A 17,541-nucleotide genomic window follows, 5' to 3' on the forward strand; every position below is an offset into this window, starting at 1 on the left:
ACGCTGATCGAAAGGGAGACGTAAGAGCATGGGAACACCTGGGGATGTACCGCTGGCACGGACGGTTTACCGGATCGCCTCATCAGGGCGGGTGGATCTTTGTCGACAGACCATCAAGGAACGCAAGGCCTGGCCCGCGCCGGTGCCGTCATCCACCGCCATTGCGGACCGGCCAGAGATCGTTTCGGCGGCACGGGCGGTTCTGGGATGGGTTGGGCGCGGGCAGGACTTCTGGGCCTGCGGGGGCATTCCCGCCAGCTATAACGCCCGCAAGCGGCGGTACGACGGACCATATCCCGAAACCACCGGTTACAGCATCCCCACCTTGATCGAACTGGGGTCCCTCACGGGGTTCCGAGAGGCTGATTTGATGGCCCGCAAGGCCGCCGATTGGCTTGTCTCGCGGCAAAGCAACGCGGGCGGTATCCGGTGCAATATCGAAACACCGCCAAGCGGAGATAACGGTGCCGATCAGATCGTATTGTTCGATTGCGGGGCAATCCTGCAGGGGTTCACAGCGATGGCCCGCCGCTCCGAATACTATGCGGAACCGACAGAGCGGCTTGCCCGTTTTGTGATGGCCGCGCAACGGGACGACGGTCTTTGGGACAGCCATCTGGCATTCAAGCATTTCGGCAGCCACAATGCGCTGGTCGCCTATGCCCTGATCGACGCTGGCAGCACGCTGAACCAACCGCAGTTCAGTGACGCCGGGCACCGATGCCTCAAGGCGCTGCGGGGCCGTCTGCGCAAGAACGGTTATATCGAAGGATGCGAATTTCCCGGCGTGCGCGCAGGCGTCGCGTTCCTGCATCCTTTTGTCTACACCATCGAAGGATACCTCAAGGCGGCGGCGCTTGCCCCTGACCGCGGGTATCTCGAGGCTGTGCGCCCCGCGCTTGACGCATTACGCATCGGGATCGAACGCACGGGGCAGATCCCTGGCGCTTTCGTACAGCCGGACATGTCCACGTCCTGTTCCTTTACTGCCCTGACGGCCATTGCGCAGCTTGCTGACGTGGGCTTTCGGGCCGACCAGCTGAGCGGTGAGGGCACCTATACCGCCATGTCCCGGCAGCTCATGCGCTTCTTGCGGCAGGTGTTGGGCGGCACGCTCTCTGACGTGGCATGGCAGGGCGGTTTGCCCTCCGCATTCCCGATTGACGGAGATTACCTGCCATTCTGCGTCAACAACTGGGGGGCCAAGTATTTTCTGGATGCAAGCATGGGAGAACTGACGGCCCTCCACCCCGTGCTGTCCAGCATCCCAACTGCGCAAAGCGCGGCAATCCCCCAAGGAGTAACGTGATGAAGAAAGTCATGCTGATCGTAGGCACACGCCCCGAGGCCATCAAGATGGCACCCGTCCATATGGAGCTGGCTGCGCGCCCGTCCGAATTCGACGTCAGCGTTTGCGCGACAGGGCAGCACCGGCAGATGCTTGATCAGGTCTTGCGGATTTTCGGCATTCAGCCGGATTTCGATCTGGATGCGATGCAGCCGGGGCAGTCGCTGAATGGTCTGGTGCCGACGGTGATGCGCGGGCTGGGCGCGGTGTTCGAAAAGACAAAGCCGGACGTCGTGCTGGTTCAGGGGGATACGTCCTCTGCCGTTGCCGGTGCGATGGCGGCCTTTCACCTGCAAATTCCGGTGGGTCACGTCGAAGCGGGCCTGCGGACCTATAATAAACACGCACCGTTCCCCGAAGAGGTAAACCGCAAGCTGATTTCCTCGATCGCCGATCTGCATTTTGCACCGACACGCCATTCGGAGGCAAACCTGTTGAGGGAATGTGTCGCCCCACAGGAAATCGTGGTCACCGGCAATACGGTGATCGATGCGCTTTATTGGGTCCTCAAGCACAAGACCCCGGACATGGAGCCCTATACCGGCACCATTCCGAAGGGGTCTGGTTGGATCCTCGTGACGGGCCACAGGCGCGAAAGCTTTGGCGATGGCTTTCGGAACATCTGTCTTGGCCTCAAGGAAATTTCGCAAAAATATCCGGCGCACCAGATCGTCTATCCCGTCCACCTCAACCCCAAGGTCCGCGATACGGTGAATGCCATGTTGGGCGATTTGAAGAACATTCATCTGATCGAACCGATGGACTATGTCCCGTTCGTGCATCTCATGCAGCAGGCAGCCTTCATCATTTCAGATTCCGGCGGCATTCAGGAAGAAGCGACAGCCCTTGGAAAGCCGGTGCTGGTCATGCGCGACGTCACCGAACGCCCCGAAGCGGTGCAGGCCGGGGTCTGCAAGCTGGTCGGGACCGACCCCAAAAAGATCGTGGCCGAGGCATCGGCACTGATCGACGGCCGGTCCTTGGTCGGCGGACAGATTGATGCCGCGCGCAAGGTCTATGGGGACGGCCACGCGGCACGGCGCATTGCGGATGCTCTGGCGGAAGATGAACGTGCGGTGAATAACTTTGTCACCCGCCCGCCTATGGGCAAGGGACGTGGCGCTGCCCTGCGTGCCGACGCCGCGCCTGCACCCGCGGTGCCGCGGTGATCGCTGCGCCGGCCAAGCCTATCTTGCGCGATCCGCGAAAAGCGCCCGATGGGACGGTAACCGCCAGGACCAGGCTCCCTGCAAGAGTTTCCTTAACAAAAACCGGATCGGAGGTCTTTGATGACATATCAGTTTAGCAGTCCTGAAAGGCTTGCCCCTTCAGGTCCGTGCATTGATTTGCTGGGCGTACGGGTTTCGGCACTGAACCTGATGTCGGCGTCCGACAGGGTGCATGAGGCTGTGCGTCAGGGGCAGCGGGGGTATGTTTGCCTGTGTGGTGCGCACGGGCTTGTCGACAGCCAGTCCGCGCCTGCTTTGCGCACCGCCTATAACAAGGCATTCCTGAACACACCGGATGGCATGCCGCTGGTCTGGGAACTGCATCGGCAGGGTCATCCTGATGCCGGGCGTGTCTATGGCCCCGATCTGATGCTTGAAATGTTTGCACGCGGGCTGCGCCACTACCTATACGGCGCGTCGCCCGCGACGCTTGCGCGGCTGGAAGCACGGCTGAGAACGCGGTTTCCCCACGCTGAAATCGCCGGTGCCTATTCGCCCCCATTCCGGGCGTTGACGGTGCAGGAGGACGACGACGTTGCCGCCCGCATCAATGCCGCCAAACCCGATATCGTCTGGGTCGGCCTTGGAGCCCCCAAACAGGAGCTTTGGATGGCACGGATGCGGGACCGGCTTGATGCACCGATGCTGGTCGGCGTCGGGGCCGCTTTTGATTTCCACGCGGGTAAAAAACCGCAGGCCCCGGCCATCTTGCAGTCGATGGGTCTGGAGTGGCTGTTCCGGCTCGCATCCGAGCCGCGCCGGTTGTGGCGCAGGTATCTGCGGGTCGTTCCGGGGTACCTTGCGCTGCTTGCACTGCAACGCACGGGGCTCAGGCAATTTCCAACCGCGACACCGGTTGGCGCACCGGGGATTCTCGTTGGCAAGGAGGAGAAATAGGCGAAAATTACGGCAAAGACGCCCGGCCGAACTGTGGGGCTGACCTTTCAGGCGAAAGTTCGCCCTTTTGTGCCGAACCTTGCTGACCCCGGATAAGCCTATGAAATAAAACATGATTTCAAAAATAAAGGGCTATACTCTTTGGTTGATCCTCTTACTGGTAGCATCATCCTTTAGGTTAAGCGGATACGCCGAAAGTAGTAGTCAATACAGCTTAAGTTCAAGCAAACAAACAGAAATTTCAGATACCTGCTGGCAGGGTCCCGAAAACCTCTCCTGCGAGGTAGGCAATTTGCTGCCCCGGGGTATACAAACCCCCTTGCGCTTCCGTAGCAGCACCCAACCCGGCTGGGTTATTTCTTCCGATGTCCTCGAACGTTTCGAGGAGTTTGTAACCATCGGAGGCAACAGCCCAATGACTATCTACTACGTCGCGACAAGCGGCAGTAACAATGCCAGCGGCAGTGCGACAGAACCGTTCGGTTCGATCCAGCAGGCGCTCAACTCAGGCTTGCAACCCGGAGACGAAGTCGTCGTTCGCGCCGGTACCTATCAAGAAGCGATCTACATCAATGACGGGGGCTCTGCCGCCGGAAACGTGGTGCTGCGCGCCGAAGAACCCGGCACCGTGACCATCGCGCCGCCATCCAACAGCTGGAATGCGATCAGCGTCGATGCCAACTACGTCACCGTAAGCGGGTTCATCGTCAGCAATGCCACCGGGGACGGTCTTGAAGGCAACAATGTGCACCACATTGAGGTTCTCAACAACGTGTTCCACGGCAACGGAGAGTCAGGCATCCAGTTCAACGGATCCGACTTCATCAAGATCGACGGCAACGTCACCTACGATAACGCCTCGGACGGGTGGTATTCAGGTATTTCGGTTTACCAGAACCGCAACATCACCGGCGATACATCCACGGATGAATTCCGCACGATCATCAGCAACAACATCTCGTATGACAACGTCACCAAGACGGGGGATCACACGGACGGCAACGGCATCATCATCGATGACTTCCAAAGCACCCAGACCAGCGGTTTCCCCAGCTATGACTTCCCGACGCTCGTGGAAAACAACCTTGTCTACGGCAACGGCGGCAAAGGTATCCAGGTGGTCTGGAGCGACGGTGTCACCGTCCGCAACAACACCGCTTACCACAACAACAACGACGATCTGAACGTCGGAACCTGGCGCGGCGAGATCAGCAATTCGCAATCCAGCAACAACACGTTCATCAACAACATCGCGGTCGCCGACCCGGGCATCAATTCGCTCAACACGGCAATCGATAACACGTCCTATGGCAACTACACGAACGACAATGTCGTGTGGATCAGCAACCTGACCTTCAACGGCCAGACCGGGACGGCTTCGGTTCGGACGGACGGCAACAACGACGTGCCAAGCACCGCAGATGGTAACTTGCTGGGTGTTGATCCGGGCTTTGCCGATGCACCGAACGACTTCCGCTTGTCGGATGGTTCAGTCGCGATTGATGCCGGATCAAACGCCTACGGTTTGCCCGGTGCAGATCTGGATGGTCTGGCGCGTGCCATCGGTACCGTCGACATGGGCGCATACGAAGCCGGTTCAACCGGTGCCCCAACGCCGACCGCGCCAACACCCGCGGAGCCGACCGATCCTGTCCCACCAACGGACACCGTCGAACCCGTGGCACCTGCGGAACCGACGGATACTGTTGAACCCGTTGCGCCCACAGAACCGACCGACACCCTTGACCCGGTAGCGCCAACAGAACCGACGGACACCGTTGAACCGGTTGCGCCGGAAGGCCCCGATGCGACAGAAAGCTTCAACATCTGGGCTGACGCAACGCCGGAAATGGCCGCTGCTTCGGATACCAACCCGGTCACGCTGGGGCTGGAATTCACGGCAGACGAGGATGCGTCGCTGGAAGGTCTGCGGCTTTACGTAACCGAGGCAAACAGCGGTCTCGACTCCATCGATCTGTGGGGTGCTGACGGCACGCTTCTGGCCCATGCACAGGTGAAACCTGCGGGCGGCGAAGGCTGGCAGATGCTGACCTTTGATGAACCGGTCCAGTTGAGCGCTGGTGAAACCTATGTCGCGTCCTACTTCACGACCAGTGGCGGCTATTCGGTCTCGCAAGGCTTCTTTACCGGTGCGGAAGACAAGGGCCCGGTCAGCTTCGGAGAGAATGCGGGTGTCTACAGCTATGGTTCGGAATCCGGTTTCCCGGACCAGACCTATCTGGCCAGCAACTACTGGGTCGACCTTGTGCTGACGACCGGCGCGTCCGGTGTAGAAGCAGAAGCCCCGGTTCAAGCGGAGACGGAAACTCAAGTCCAGTTGGAAGCCGAGACCCAAGTTCAAGTGGAAGCCGAAGCCCAGGTTGAAGCAGAAGCTCAAGTGGATGCCGAAGTGGCTTTGCCACCTCTCGCTGCGAATTCGATCATCGGCGAAGCCGGGGTTGTGACGCAGAACCAGGCTGACAGCGACACTTGGCACTCGGTCACCTTCGAGAACCCGTTGGTCGATCCTTCGGTCGTGATGGGCGGAATGACAGGAAACGGGGCGCAGCCCTATACTGTCCGCGTCCGCGATGTGACGTCTGACGGGTTTGACTATCAGATCGACGAGTGGGACTACCTTGACGGGAAGCACACCACGGAATCGATCAGCTGGCTTGCCGTCGAAAGCGGGACACACCGGTTGGAAGACGGGCGGACGATCACAGCAGGCAGCACGTCTGTCGGGGATAGCTGGAAAGCCGTTTCTTTCGACAAGGGCACTTTTGATCACGATCCGGTGGTGTTTGGCCAGTCGTCCAGTGACGGCAATGCCAGCGCCGTGGTGGACCGGATCAGGTCCGTCACATCGGACGGGTTCGAAACATGCCTGTTCGGCGAGGAAGGCTCGGAAGCGCAGATCAGTTCTGATGCGTTCGACTGGATCGCGGTTGAAAGCGGTGGCTCTGCCTCAGCTGGATCGCTTGCGGGAACCACCGGCAGGATGGTCAACCACAAAGGGTCCGCCGTCGACTTTGACGGAGCGTTCGTGAACGACGCCTTTGTCTTCATGACTGAACTGCAAACCACCAACGGGGCTGATCCGGCAACGTTGCGGACCACTTCGGTGGATGAGGATATGGCCATGCTGGCGATTGTTGAAGAACAGTCCAGCGACAGCGAGATGAACCATATCTTTGAAGATGCAGGCTACGCCGGTTTCGATGCAGCGCCGATCTATGGCATGAGCGTCGAGCTCGAAGACGGTTTCTTCTAAAAAAAATCCGTGGCACCGCGATGCTTTGGCGTCGCGGTGCCGCCCCCCATTATTCCCTGTACTCCTAAGGTGCGGGGGTGGGTGCGGCGTGCCTAAAGGCACTCTCGCTTTCGTCCGATTGAATAAGCAGCGCGGCCATTCGGACAAGTTACGCGACTCTGCGATCTCCCTAGTCTCAAGGTTGGCACGCCCCGGTGTGACGATGCCATGACCAGCACAAAGGGAGATGACTGCTTTGACCGTCAAGAATTGCCTTATTGCGCGCGGCGCGCTGATATATCAACACGACCTCGTCAACCTGTATGGATGCGAGATCGGTGCCGACAGCCGCATCGGACCCTTTGTCGAAATCCAGGAAGGATGCGTCATCGGCGAAAGGTGCAAGATTTCTTCGCATAGTTTCCTTTGTGAAGGGGTGACGCTTGAGGACGAGGTTTTTGTCGGCCATGGCGTCATGTTCACGAACGACCGCCATCCTGCCAGCACAAACGCCGATGGCAGTTTGAAGGACGCGCAAGACTGGACCTGCGAACGGACCCACGTCGGTCGCGGTGCGGCAATCGGGTCGAATGCGACCATTCTGCCGGGGGTGACCATAGGCAAGGGGGCCGTCGTTGGTGCCGGTGCCGTCGTGACCCACGATGTTCCTGAAAACACGACCGTGATCGGGGTTCCCGCCCGCGCTGTTGGCACCGCGAAAGCGGGGGCAAAGGCCGCGCGGCACGGTGATGCACAGCACAAGGTGATGTCATGATCGGCATCGGAATCATCGGTTTCGGCTACTGGGGTCCGAACCTTGCCCGTGCCATCAGCGAAAGCGTTGTGTCGCGGGTGGAAATGATCGCTGACGGATCGGAAAAGGCCCGCGATCGCGCTGGGCTCAGGTACCCGTCATCCCGCGTCGTCGCCAACCCGTCCGAGATGTTTCGGGACCCGGCGGTGGATGCGGTCGTCATTGCCACGCCGGTCCATACGCATTTTGAACTGGCCATGGCAGCCCTGAAAGCTGGCAAACACGTGCTTGTCGAAAAGCCGATGACCGAAACGGTCGCGCAATCCCTTCGGCTGGTCGAAGAAGCGGCACGGCGTAACCTGACCCTGATGGTGGATCACACCTTTATCTACACTCCCGCCGTGCAAAAAATCTCGGGGCTGATCCAGTCCGGAGAGCTGGGCGATGTCTATTACTACGACTCCACCCGCGTGAACCTTGGTCTTTTTCAGCGTGATGTGAATGTCATCTGGGATCTTGCGGTGCATGACCTTGCGATCATGGATCACCTGTTGGACCAGCATCCGGTGGCAATTTCCGCCACTGCGAACGGGTTTCTGTCGGGCAGTCCTGAAAACATGGCACATCTGACTGTGCAATACGACGGGGGCGCGGTCGCACATCTGAACGTCAACTGGCTGGCCCCGGTGAAAATCCGGCAGACCCTTGTGGGCGGCAGCCGCAAGATGGTCGTCTACGATGACATGCAAACCAGCGAAAAGATCAAGGTCTACGACCGCGGCGCGTCCTGCGGTGACGGACCTTACGAACATCTCGTGTCCTACCGTCTGGGTGACATGTCGGCCCCGGCCTTGTCGTCTAAAGAGGCGTTGTTGACCGAGGTCGAGGAATTTGTCCGCAGCATCGAAAGCGGTACCGTGCCGCTTACCGATGGCCACGGTGGTTTGCGCGTTGTCGAAATGCTGGCCGCAGCCAGCCAGTCCACCAAGTTGCGCGGCCATCCCATAGATCTTGTAACATTGAAGGAAGCGTCATGATCCCATTTCTGGACCTCAAGCGTCAGTACGCGAAGATCGGCAAGGATATCGAAAGCAAGGTGGTCGATACGCTGCGCAGCGGGCATTATGTGCTGGGCGACACGGTGGAGCGTTTCGAGGGGCATTTTGCGGCCTATTGCGGCACGCGCCACGCCTTGGCCGTCAGCAGCGGTACATCCGCCTTGCACCTGGCCTTGCTGGCCGCGGACGTCGGCCCGGGTGACGAAGTCATCACGGTGCCCACCACATTCGTCGCGACCGTTGCCGCGATCCTGTACTGCGGGGCCACGCCCGTTCTGGTCGATGTGGACCCCGACACGCTGACCATGGACCCCGCGCAATGCGCCGCCGCGATCACGGCGCGGACAAAGGCCATTATTCCCGTGCATTTCCACGGACGGATGGCGGATATGGCGGCGATTTGCGCCATCGCGGAAGAAAACCAGTTGACAGTCATCGAAGATGCGGCGCAGGCCCACGGGGCCGAGCGGGACGGAAAACGCGCCGGCAGTTTCGGACATATGGGGTGTTTCAGCTTCTACCCCGGCAAGAACCTAGGCGCGGCAGGCGAGGGGGGCGCGGTCACGACCGACGATCCGCAGCTTGCCGCGCGCATCCACATGCTGCGCGACTGGGGGCAGGAACGCCGTTCGGTACACAGCTGTCTTGGATATAATTACCGTATGGATGCGGTGCAGGGCGCGGTGCTGGACATCAAGCTGGCCCACCTCGAGGATTGGAACAAGGCGCGGCGTCAGGTGTCGCTGGCCTATGACGCGAGCTTGACCGATCTGGTCGGAAAGCCGCCCGGTGCGGGGCAAGCGGACCATGTCTTTCACGTATATGCCATCACATCGGCCCACCGTGACACCTTGCGCGCGGCGCTCGACACGGCTGGCATCGGCACGAACATCCACTATCCGCGGCCCGTTCACCTGCAACCGGGATACGCAAACCTTGGCTACGGACCGGGCAGCCTGCCGGTCGCTGAATCCTACGCCACCCACACCCTGTCGCTTCCGATCTTTCCCGAACTGAAGCCGGACGAGGTGGCACAAGTCATATCTGCGGTAAACGCCTTTGCGGCACAGACCCCGCAAGATGCAGTTGAAGAAATGGAGACCGTATCATGATCGGTGAGAAAACCCTTGAGGATGCGCGGGTGCTTGTGACCGGGGGCAGCGGCTTTGTCGGATCCCACATCGCCGGCCTGCTGTTGGATGAGGACGTGCAAGAGGTCGTCGTGGTGGACAACATGGTCCGCGGGCGTCCCGAAAATCTTGGCGATCTGCGCAAGGACCCGCGGCTGCACCTGATCGAAGGGGATATTCGCGACCGGTCCCTGATGCGGGATCTGGTCGGGCACAGTGACGTGGTCTTTCATCAGGCCGCCCTCAGGATCACCCATTGCGTGGCCGAACCGGAGGAAGCGATGCAGGTCATGGTGCAGGCCACCTTTGACATCCTGCGCGACTGCGTCGAACACAAGGTGCGCAAGGTGGTGATGGCCTCCTCCGCGTCCATCTACGGTATGGCCGACCAGTTCCCGACCCCCGAAACCGGTGCGCCCTACGCCAACCGCACGCTTTACGGGGCGGCAAAGACCTTTGGCGAAGGCTTGCTCAGATCCCTGCATGATACCGACGGGCTGGATTATGTCGCTTTGCGGTATTTCAATGTCTACGGACCACGCATGGATCTGCATGGCAAATACACCGAAGTCATGGTGCGCTGGATGGAACGCCTTGCCGCCGGGCTTCAGCCTGTGGCCTTTGGGGACGGGCATCAGACCATGGACATGATCCATGTCCGTGACGTTGCACGCGCCAACATCCTTGCGGCCAAAGCGCCTGTTACCGACCGTGTCTACAACGTTGGATCGGGGACCGAGACATCGCTGCTTGAGCTTGCGCATCATCTTGCGGCCGGCATGGGCCGCCCCGATATCAAACCGGGCCACGCGCCGGAACGGGCGGTAAACCCCGTGCCGCGGCGGCTGGCTGACGTGTCGGCAGCGACAAAAGATCTGGGCTTCTCGACCGAGATCGGCCTGGAGGAAGGCCTTGCGGATCTCATTTCCTGGTGGCGCGCTGAACAGGGGGCCGTACGCCCGACAGAGGCCGCAGAATGATCCCCATCGCAAAACCCTGTTTAGGCCTGCTGGAGGCCAAGGCCGCCGAGCAGGTCATCGCCTCCGGCTGGGTATCGCAAGGACCGCAAGTCGCCGGGTTCGAGGCCGACTTTGCCGCCTTTACCGGGGCAAAACACGCCTGCGCCGTATCAAATTGCACATCGGCCCTGCATCTGGCGCTGCTGGGCGTCGGGGTACGGCCGGGGGACGAGGTTATTACCGTCAGTCATTCGTTTATCGCGGGGGCCAACACGGTGCGCCAATGTGGTGGCATGCCGGTTTTCGTCGATATCGAGGCGGGCGGCTACAACGTTGATCCCGACCAACTGGCTGCGGCGGTCAGCAGGCGCACGCGGGCGATCCTGGTGGTGCACCAGATGGGGATGCCCTGTGACATGCGTGCCATCATGCAAGTGGCAAACCACGAGAGGATTGCCGTGGTCGAAGATGCCGCCTGCGCCGTCGGGTCGGAAATCCAGTTCGGGTCGGGGTGGCGGAGGATTGGCCGCCCGATGGGCGACGTGGTGTGTTTTTCGTTCCATCCGCGCAAGGTGATCACCACCGGCGAAGGCGGGATGCTGACGACCGACAACGTCGTGCTGGATGATAAATTCCGGCTGTGGCGGCAGCACGGCATGTCCGTTTCGGACACCAGCCGACATGCCAGCGCGCAGGTTATTTTCGAAGACTACCCGGTTCAGGGCTACAATTACCGGATGACCGACATGCAAGCGGCGATCGGGCGCGAACAGCTCAAGCGGCTGCCGGACATCGTGCGCCGCCGCAGGGAGCTGGCAAACCGCTACCGGCTGGCGCTTCAGGATATGGACGGTGCCCGCCCGCCCGCCGAACCGGTCTGGGCGCGGTCCAACTGGCAAAGCTACTGCGTGCGTCTTGAAGACGGTATCGATCAGGTGGCGTTGATGCAGGCGATGCTGGATCAGGGTGTGGCGTCGCGTCGGGGTATCATGAACATGCATCAGGAGGATGCCCAACGGGACGTGCCGCTGGCCTTTCCCTTGCCGCGGTCAGAGGCAGCGCGCGACCGCTCTGTCTTGTTGCCGCTTTATGCTCAGATGACGGATGAGGAACACGATACCGTGCTGTCCGTCTTTTCCGACGCATTGAAAACAGCCCGTCAGCCCGCCCGGATAAATCTGGTGCAGGCTGTCTGATCCCTGATCAGGCAGGGCTTTGGGGCAGGACGCGGGCAGGATTGCCCGCGACCACAGCCCCCGCCGGGACATCGCGCACCACGACAGACCCCAATCCGACCAGCGCGCCGTCCCCCACGGTCACGCCGCTGATGGCACTGCCGCTGCCGATGTAGCAGCCGTTGCCGATCCGGGTGCCGCCCGCGAGGATGACCCCTGCGCCGATCAGCGAAAAATTCCCGATCGACACATCATGGTGAACGATGCTGTGCGGCAGGATCAGGACGTGATCGCCGATCTGTCCGTTGGACGTCACCAATACCCCGTCATAAAGCACGGTTCCGCACCCCAGCTGGGCAAAGCGCGACACGGACGCTGAGGGATGTTCAAAACAGACAAAGCGGTCCAAGGGCAGGCCCAGGCGGTGTACGATATCCGCACGGGCGCGAAAGCTGCTTGGCGATCCGATCAAAAGCAGGAATTGCGCATGGGGAAAATCATCGGCGCTGGAAAGCGGCAGGATAGGGACCCCTTCGAATGATGTTCCTTTGTATTGCGCACTGTCGTCAAGGATTGCGACAATTCGGTATTTGTCTGAAAGAGCGATAAAAGCTTCAATACAATTTCCGCTCATACCAATTAGGATAAGTGAAGAACGCGCCATTTTGCCACCGCCCTGTTACCATTTTCTTTGTCAGATTGATAAATATCAATATTTTTATGCGAATGTATTACACCATATAACCTATATGGAGATAACACCATGTTATCACACACTTAACCGGTTTGATATCTTTGATTCCGTAAATGGAGTTATCGGATAGGTTGTTTGATGGCCCGCTTATTATCCAACTACGAGTTGCTGCATATACTATTGCTGCAACTACTACGCCTCTTGGCTGAGGTAATACGGCGAAATGCCGAATGAGGAGGGGACGTTCCGGCGTCTTTGAGTAGGACGAAAATATAAACTGGGGAACAAATGACGCCATTTGAGCAAGGGCTGACAGCCTTTTGGAAATGGACGCCAAGGGTTTAGGCCTTTGCCATATTCCATGCTCGTAAGTCGATCGTTCCAAACCCCATTCATATATTGAAAAGGGTTGAGAGAAAATGACTAAGATTTCTAAGATGAGCCAACCGCTCGCGATAAACGTGCCACGGTCCACCAGTGCGCGCACCAACAGCCACGTGCCTGGCATTATCAGTATCGTCTGCGAATTACCGTTCGAACTGGACGTGCTTGGCAATTTGCTGCGACGTGTCTTTCCCGAAGCGGACATAAGATGCTTCAAGACAGCAGCGGAATGGGACGACGCCCCCGACTGTGACACAAGCCAGGAGATTTTGCTCTACAGCCTTGGTGACAATCAGATTTCCGACAATGCGGTCAAGGCCGAGCTTCGGAAATTCATCTCGGATGCAGGCACACGGCGCGTGATCGTGACATCGCATAGCAATGACACGATGTCTGTGTTCGAAGCCATTGAATGTGGCGCGGCAGGCTTCATTCCGGCAAATGCCGGGCTTGATGAATTGCTGGAAGCCATCAGCGCGGATTTTGCAAAATGCGTCGTGATCCCGCGCGCCAGTCTGGAAGCGCTTCGGGCTGAAATGCCGGTCACGGCACCGCAGAACCCCGGTCTGGAACGCTTCTTTACCGAAAGGCAGCTTGATGTTGCCCGCGCGTTGCAGCGCGGCGATGCCAACAAGATCATCGCCTACGATCTTGGGGTCTGTGAAAGCACGGTCAAGGTCCACATCCGCAACATCATGCGCAAACTTTCCGCGACGAACCGGACCCAGGCCGCCTATAAGCTGAACCAACTGGCCAATGGTGATCCCGAGCTCGAGAAAAACCTGAACGATGCGTGAAACGGATGCATCATAGCGCCTTGGACCTTTTGGCTCTCATGGGCCGAAAGGACCAGGCGCGCGAAATTTCGGCGACGATCGGGCTGGACATCAGGACCAGACCCATCAACCAGCCGACTGCCGCACCCGCCACTGCAACGCAGGATCCGACAACGCCAAGTTCAGGGCCTTGGACAAAGACAGTTAAAAGAGGAACCAGGGTAGAGGCGAGTGTGATGACAAGGCATTTCCAAAGCATCCGCGCGACATCCGCGCCTTTCAGCGGGACGTGGCGATGGACCGCCAGCATCATTCCGATGGCCTGTATCGGATTCACCAGCAGCAGGCTCCAGGCGACGGCGATCAGGCTGATCTGGCTGGCCCCGTAGATGATCGAAGTCGATATGACGAAAAGGATCAGGCTGACGATGGCCATGTCCCGGATCTGTCCCATCGCCACCAGAACCGGAAGTGTCAACGACGCGGGAAACAGTGCCATGCCCGCGATTGCGACAATCTGCAATATCGGGATCACCTCAAGCCATTGTGACCCGAGCAAAAGGCGCACGATGGGATCGGCAAGTATCGCCAGACATGCCATCGCAGGCCATTGCAACGTCGCGACCAGCTCGAGCCCGGTCAGATAGCGCTTGGCCAATTGTTCACCCGACCGGAACCGCGCGGCGAAATCGGACATAATCACCGGCTGAACGGCGCTCAACAGGGTTTTTTCGACCAGTTGCGACAGCGACAGCGCGCGCGAGAATATCCCGACGGCCGTGAACCCCAGGATCCGCCCCAGAATGAACCGGGGGAAGCTTTCGAAAACCATCCCGAGGATCGTCACCAGCGTGGTCCAGAAACCGAAGGGTACGACCCTGCGCCATTCCGCCAGCGTCAGCCGGAATACCCACAGATCAGGCCGTGCCACCAAGGCCACGACGCAGGCGATAAAGGCGGCACCGACCGACCCCCAGATCAGGCTGAACGCGCCGTACCCTGCCAGCGCGAGGCCAATGGACAGGCCGGAGTTCACGATCGTGGACAGTATGTTGGTCCATGCCACGGCCCCGAACGCCATGTCGCGCCGCATGAGGGCCAGCAAGGGATTGCTGATCGGGGCCGCGATGAAGGCCAGACAGGCGATGCGGATCATCAACGTCATTTCAGGTTCGTCAAAGAAGGCGGCGATCCAGCCGGCGGCAAGGAAAATCATCCCTCCAAGCACCAGCGACAGCAGTGTCATGATGGTGAAAGCGGTCTGGACGAATTTTTGGGTCAGGTCCCTTTCCTGCACGATACAGGCGGCAACGCCGAAGTCGCGAAAGGCTTCGATGAGAAAGACCAGCGAACTGGCAACAAGGAAAACACCGATTTCTGCTGGGGTGAGGATGCGGGAGATAACGGCCATGGACAGAAACGCCACAACCGTGCTGATCGCCCTGTCTGAGATGGCGAACGCGAAGGACCGGCGGATCATGAAAATTCCTTTGTTTCCGGGGCCGAGGGGGCGGCGGTGGATCGCGTTTCCCCGCTTACGCCATGCCCCGCCGGGTCATCATTCCGGTCCCGCGAGGCTGTCTTGAACCGTCGGTCGCGCAGATAATAGAAGGACGACCGTGTGACATCGGCAACCCGCAGGCCCGGCGGCGCGGTCGCAGCCTCTTCGCAGTAATCCGCCAGATCGCCGCTCAGCTTTTCAAGGGCGTGGTTTTTGGTCACATAGTCCTGTCCGAAAGCTCCGATGGCACCGCGCAAGAGAGAATCCCGCGCGAGGCCGCGGATCATGTTTTCAAGATGATAGGTCTCTCCGTCGCCGCGTCCGATGCCGTAGAAACCGGTGGTCTCGAATGTAACGACAGATTGTGGGCAGAACGGGCGCGCAAACCCTTTCTCTCCGGCGACAATGACCGGCTTGCCAAAGGCCATGCCGCGCAAGGCCGATCCCCCCATGCCAAGCACGATATCGGCTGCGGCATAGGCGGGGCGCGGATCGGCAAGCGCGCCGGTCAGGAGGATTGCCTTGCGCCCAAGCGCGGTATTGGCGGCCTGGGCCTGGCGTTCAATCTCGGGGCGGGCTGCGCCATCACCGACGATCAAGAACTGGATCGGCACATCGCGTCCGATGCGGCGGATCGCTTCGATGGTTTGAAAAATATTTTCCGATTTCATCACATGCGAAAGACGTGACACGGTGACAAGCGCCACATGATGCGGTTCCAACCCCAACTGGGCCCGCGCGGTCTCTTCGAAAGGCAAGCCCGGCGCATTGAATTCAACATCGACCGGTGGCGGCAGCAGCAGCGCTTTTTCCCAGCCTTTGCGCGATGCCTCTTCCTGCAGGCCCCGAAAGCCGAAGGTGGTGGGCACCCCCTTTGGCAGAACGCGTGTGAGGGTCATCATCATGTCGCTGATCAGCAAGGGCACCTTGAGCGGAAGATAGGCCCCAAGATAGGCCTCCAGCCCCTGCCACCAATCCCAGGCATGGATCAGATCGGGTTTTTCGTCCCGGATGATTTCGCGCAGCGTCCGCATCCGGGAATAGGACGGGTGGTACCGGGCGTCCGGTGCCGGCAACAACGACAACCCCTTTTCCTTCAAGACCGTGTCCATCGGTCCGGGTGTGGCGTGAAATACAATTTCGAACCCGTGTCGATCGCGCAGCGCCGCAGCAAGTTCAATCGCGTTGGTCTGCGTCCCGCCAAGTTCAAGGCGGTGCGCAAAAACAAGCAGTTTCATATGTTACCTTTCTTTCCTGACGGGGCCCGGCGCTGCCGCCTGACCCTGCTGCCGACATCTGCCCTGCGCGGGTCTTACAGCGCAGCCGCGTGATCGACGCCGTTTGCCCTTTGGCGGCGGGTCCAGGGAATGGCCTTGGCACTGGCACTGGCGCTGCCGAGGTCGATGTCACGTGTCAGCAGGTCATCGAAATAGGCAATCGTCGCCTGAAGCCCCTCGCGCAGGGCGATTTTGGGTTCCCAATTCAGGTGGTCCTTGGCCCGCGAAATGTCAGGTTTGCGCTGTGTCGGATCATCCTGGGGCAGCGGCCGGAACACCATCGAGGACTGCGCGCCCGTCAGGTCGATCACCAGTTCCGCCAATTCGCGGATGGTGAATTCACCGGGATTGCCAAGGTTGACCGGCATCGGCACGTCGTCAGGGGCGTCCATCAGGGCGCGGAAACCGGCGATCAGGTCATCGACATAACAGAACGACCGCGTTTGCAGCCCGTCCCCGAACAGCGTGATCTGCTCTCCTTTCAGGGCCTGTACGATGAAATTCGACACCACGCGCCCGTCGTCCTGGCTCATCCTTGGTCCATAGGTGTTGAAGATGCGGGCGACGCGAATATCGATTTGGTACTGGCGCTGGTAGTCAAAGAACAACGTTTCGGCACAGCGTTTACCTTCATCATAGCAGGCGCGCGGGCCGATCGGGTTGACGTTGCCCCAGTAGCTCTCCGGTTGGGGGTGCACGAAGGGATCGCCGTAGACCTCGCTGGTGGACGACTGAAAGATCTTTGCCTTGTTGCGCCGGGCAAGCCCCAGCATGTTGATGGCCCCCATCACATTTGTCTTCACCGTGCGCACGGGATCGTTCTGGTAATGAACGGGCGATGCCGGACAGGCGAGGTTCCAGATCTCGTCGACCTCGACATAAAGCGGGATCGTCACGTCATGGCGCAAAAGTTCAAAGCGGGGATTATCCTGCAAATGCTGGATGTTCTGACGCGATCCGGTCTGGAAGTTATCGGCGCAGAGCACCTCGTGCCCGTCAGCGAGCAGGCTTTCGCAAAGGTACGAGCCGAGAAAACCCGACCCTCCGGTGACCAGTGTTCTTTTGATGGTTGAAGACATTGCTGTTCCTTTCTTAATAAGAGTGTG

The 17,541-nt window shown here is 59.6% G+C and carries 14 protein-coding genes; 10 read left to right on the plus strand and 4 right to left on the minus strand.

The window, feature by feature from the left end; genetic code table 11:
- Positions 1-28 precede the first annotated feature (28 nt).
- The 9 genes from RGAI101_RS17230 to RGAI101_RS17270 all read left to right on the plus strand — a co-directional run bounded on the left by RGAI101_RS17230 (position 29) and on the right by RGAI101_RS17270 (position 11,824).
- A complete protein-coding gene (locus tag RGAI101_RS17230; protein ID WP_008225809.1) occupies positions 29-1,309 on the plus strand; it encodes a hypothetical protein in 1,281 nt (426 codons plus the stop codon).
- Positions 1,309-2,517 carry a non-hydrolyzing UDP-N-acetylglucosamine 2-epimerase gene (wecB, locus tag RGAI101_RS17235; RefSeq protein WP_008229365.1) on the plus strand — a complete coding sequence of 403 codons (1,209 nt, stop codon included), beginning with the start codon at positions 1,309-1,311 and terminating at the stop codon, positions 2,515-2,517. Before RGAI101_RS17230 ends, wecB begins: the two co-directional genes overlap by 1 nt.
- Before the next feature lie 120 nt (positions 2,518-2,637).
- Positions 2,638-3,474 (plus strand): WecB/TagA/CpsF family glycosyltransferase, encoded by an 837-nt coding sequence (locus tag RGAI101_RS17240; protein WP_008225804.1) that lies wholly within the window; start codon positions 2,638-2,640, stop codon positions 3,472-3,474.
- A gap of 415 nt (positions 3,475-3,889) precedes the next feature.
- Positions 3,890-6,748 (plus strand): DUF4082 domain-containing protein, encoded by a 2,859-nt coding sequence (locus RGAI101_RS21320; RefSeq protein WP_008226315.1) that lies wholly within the window; start codon positions 3,890-3,892, stop codon positions 6,746-6,748.
- 226 nt (positions 6,749-6,974) lie between these two features.
- Positions 6,975-7,502, plus strand: a complete 528-nt coding sequence (locus tag RGAI101_RS17250; protein ID WP_008227060.1) for an acyltransferase — start codon at positions 6,975-6,977, stop codon at positions 7,500-7,502.
- Positions 7,499-8,518 carry a Gfo/Idh/MocA family protein gene (locus tag RGAI101_RS17255; RefSeq protein WP_008228959.1) on the plus strand — a complete coding sequence of 340 codons (1,020 nt, stop codon included), beginning with the start codon at positions 7,499-7,501 and terminating at the stop codon, positions 8,516-8,518. Before RGAI101_RS17250 ends, RGAI101_RS17255 begins: the two co-directional genes overlap by 4 nt.
- Entirely contained in the window at positions 8,515-9,651 is a 1,137-nt protein-coding gene (locus RGAI101_RS17260; protein WP_008227810.1) for a DegT/DnrJ/EryC1/StrS family aminotransferase, read from the plus strand. The genes RGAI101_RS17255 and RGAI101_RS17260 overlap by 4 nt, the downstream gene beginning before the upstream one ends.
- Positions 9,648-10,649 (plus strand): NAD-dependent epimerase/dehydratase family protein, encoded by a 1,002-nt coding sequence (locus RGAI101_RS17265; RefSeq protein ID WP_008228130.1) that lies wholly within the window; start codon positions 9,648-9,650, stop codon positions 10,647-10,649. The genes RGAI101_RS17260 and RGAI101_RS17265 overlap by 4 nt, the downstream gene beginning before the upstream one ends.
- Complete coding sequence (locus RGAI101_RS17270) at positions 10,646-11,824, plus strand: DegT/DnrJ/EryC1/StrS family aminotransferase (protein ID WP_008225652.1); 1,179 nt, start codon at positions 10,646-10,648, stop codon at positions 11,822-11,824. The genes RGAI101_RS17265 and RGAI101_RS17270 overlap by 4 nt, the downstream gene beginning before the upstream one ends.
- Before the next feature lie 7 nt (positions 11,825-11,831).
- On the opposite strand, the gene RGAI101_RS17275 is transcribed toward RGAI101_RS17270, so the two are convergent.
- The gene (locus RGAI101_RS17275) at positions 11,832-12,467 is read right to left on the minus strand and encodes a DapH/DapD/GlmU-related protein (RefSeq protein ID WP_037228653.1); all 636 of its coding nucleotides are present in this window, start codon (positions 12,465-12,467) and stop codon (positions 11,832-11,834) included.
- A gap of 449 nt (positions 12,468-12,916) precedes the next feature.
- Between RGAI101_RS17275 and RGAI101_RS17280 the strand changes: the two genes are divergently transcribed.
- Positions 12,917-13,678: a response regulator transcription factor gene (locus tag RGAI101_RS17280; RefSeq protein ID WP_254655287.1), complete on the plus strand. Its 762-nt coding sequence runs from the start codon at positions 12,917-12,919 to the stop codon at positions 13,676-13,678.
- Positions 13,679-13,688: 10 nt separating this feature from the next.
- On the opposite strand, the gene RGAI101_RS17285 is transcribed toward RGAI101_RS17280, so the two are convergent.
- From RGAI101_RS17285 to RGAI101_RS17295, 3 genes are all read right to left on the minus strand, one after another.
- Complete coding sequence (locus RGAI101_RS17285; RefSeq protein WP_008224952.1) at positions 13,689-15,137, minus strand: lipopolysaccharide biosynthesis protein; 1,449 nt, start codon at positions 15,135-15,137, stop codon at positions 13,689-13,691.
- Positions 15,134-16,396, minus strand: coding sequence for a glycosyltransferase family 4 protein (locus RGAI101_RS17290; protein ID WP_050763228.1), 1,263 nt, complete (start codon positions 16,394-16,396; stop codon positions 15,134-15,136). The genes RGAI101_RS17285 and RGAI101_RS17290 overlap by 4 nt, the downstream gene beginning before the upstream one ends.
- 74 nt (positions 16,397-16,470) lie before the next feature.
- Positions 16,471-17,514 carry a UDP-glucuronic acid decarboxylase family protein gene (locus tag RGAI101_RS17295; RefSeq protein WP_008227637.1) on the minus strand — a complete coding sequence of 348 codons (1,044 nt, stop codon included), beginning with the start codon at positions 17,512-17,514 and terminating at the stop codon, positions 16,471-16,473.
- Positions 17,515-17,541 lie beyond the last annotated feature (27 nt).

The sequence above is a fragment of the Roseobacter sp. GAI101 genome, from assembly GCF_000156335.1.
Classification (GTDB): domain Bacteria; phylum Pseudomonadota; class Alphaproteobacteria; order Rhodobacterales; family Rhodobacteraceae; genus Sulfitobacter.

What these genes read in the sequence shown, in the direction of transcription:
- RGAI101_RS17230 (WP_008225809.1), top strand. Translation starts at nt 29, where the DNA reads ATGGGAACACCTGGGGATGTACCGCTGGCACGGACGGTTTACCGGATC.
- wecB (WP_008229365.1), top strand. Translation starts at nt 1,309, where the DNA reads ATGAAGAAAGTCATGCTGATCGTAGGCACACGCCCCGAGGCCATCAAG.
- RGAI101_RS17240 (WP_008225804.1), top strand. Translation starts at nt 2,638, where the DNA reads ATGACATATCAGTTTAGCAGTCCTGAAAGGCTTGCCCCTTCAGGTCCG.
- RGAI101_RS21320 (WP_008226315.1), top strand. Translation starts at nt 3,890, where the DNA reads ATGACTATCTACTACGTCGCGACAAGCGGCAGTAACAATGCCAGCGGC.
- RGAI101_RS17250 (WP_008227060.1), top strand. Translation starts at nt 6,975, where the DNA reads ATGACTGCTTTGACCGTCAAGAATTGCCTTATTGCGCGCGGCGCGCTG.
- RGAI101_RS17255 (WP_008228959.1), top strand. Translation starts at nt 7,499, where the DNA reads ATGATCGGCATCGGAATCATCGGTTTCGGCTACTGGGGTCCGAACCTT.
- RGAI101_RS17260 (WP_008227810.1), top strand. Translation starts at nt 8,515, where the DNA reads ATGATCCCATTTCTGGACCTCAAGCGTCAGTACGCGAAGATCGGCAAG.
- RGAI101_RS17265 (WP_008228130.1), top strand. Translation starts at nt 9,648, where the DNA reads ATGATCGGTGAGAAAACCCTTGAGGATGCGCGGGTGCTTGTGACCGGG.
- RGAI101_RS17270 (WP_008225652.1), top strand. Translation starts at nt 10,646, where the DNA reads ATGATCCCCATCGCAAAACCCTGTTTAGGCCTGCTGGAGGCCAAGGCC.
- RGAI101_RS17275 (WP_037228653.1), bottom strand. Translation starts at nt 12,467, where the DNA reads ATGGCGCGTTCTTCACTTATCCTAATTGGTATGAGCGGAAATTGTATT.
- RGAI101_RS17280 (WP_254655287.1), top strand. Translation starts at nt 12,917, where the DNA reads ATGACTAAGATTTCTAAGATGAGCCAACCGCTCGCGATAAACGTGCCA.
- RGAI101_RS17285 (WP_008224952.1), bottom strand. Translation starts at nt 15,137, where the DNA reads ATGATCCGCCGGTCCTTCGCGTTCGCCATCTCAGACAGGGCGATCAGC.
- RGAI101_RS17290 (WP_050763228.1), bottom strand. Translation starts at nt 16,396, where the DNA reads ATGAAACTGCTTGTTTTTGCGCACCGCCTTGAACTTGGCGGGACGCAG.
- RGAI101_RS17295 (WP_008227637.1), bottom strand. Translation starts at nt 17,514, where the DNA reads ATGTCTTCAACCATCAAAAGAACACTGGTCACCGGAGGGTCGGGTTTT.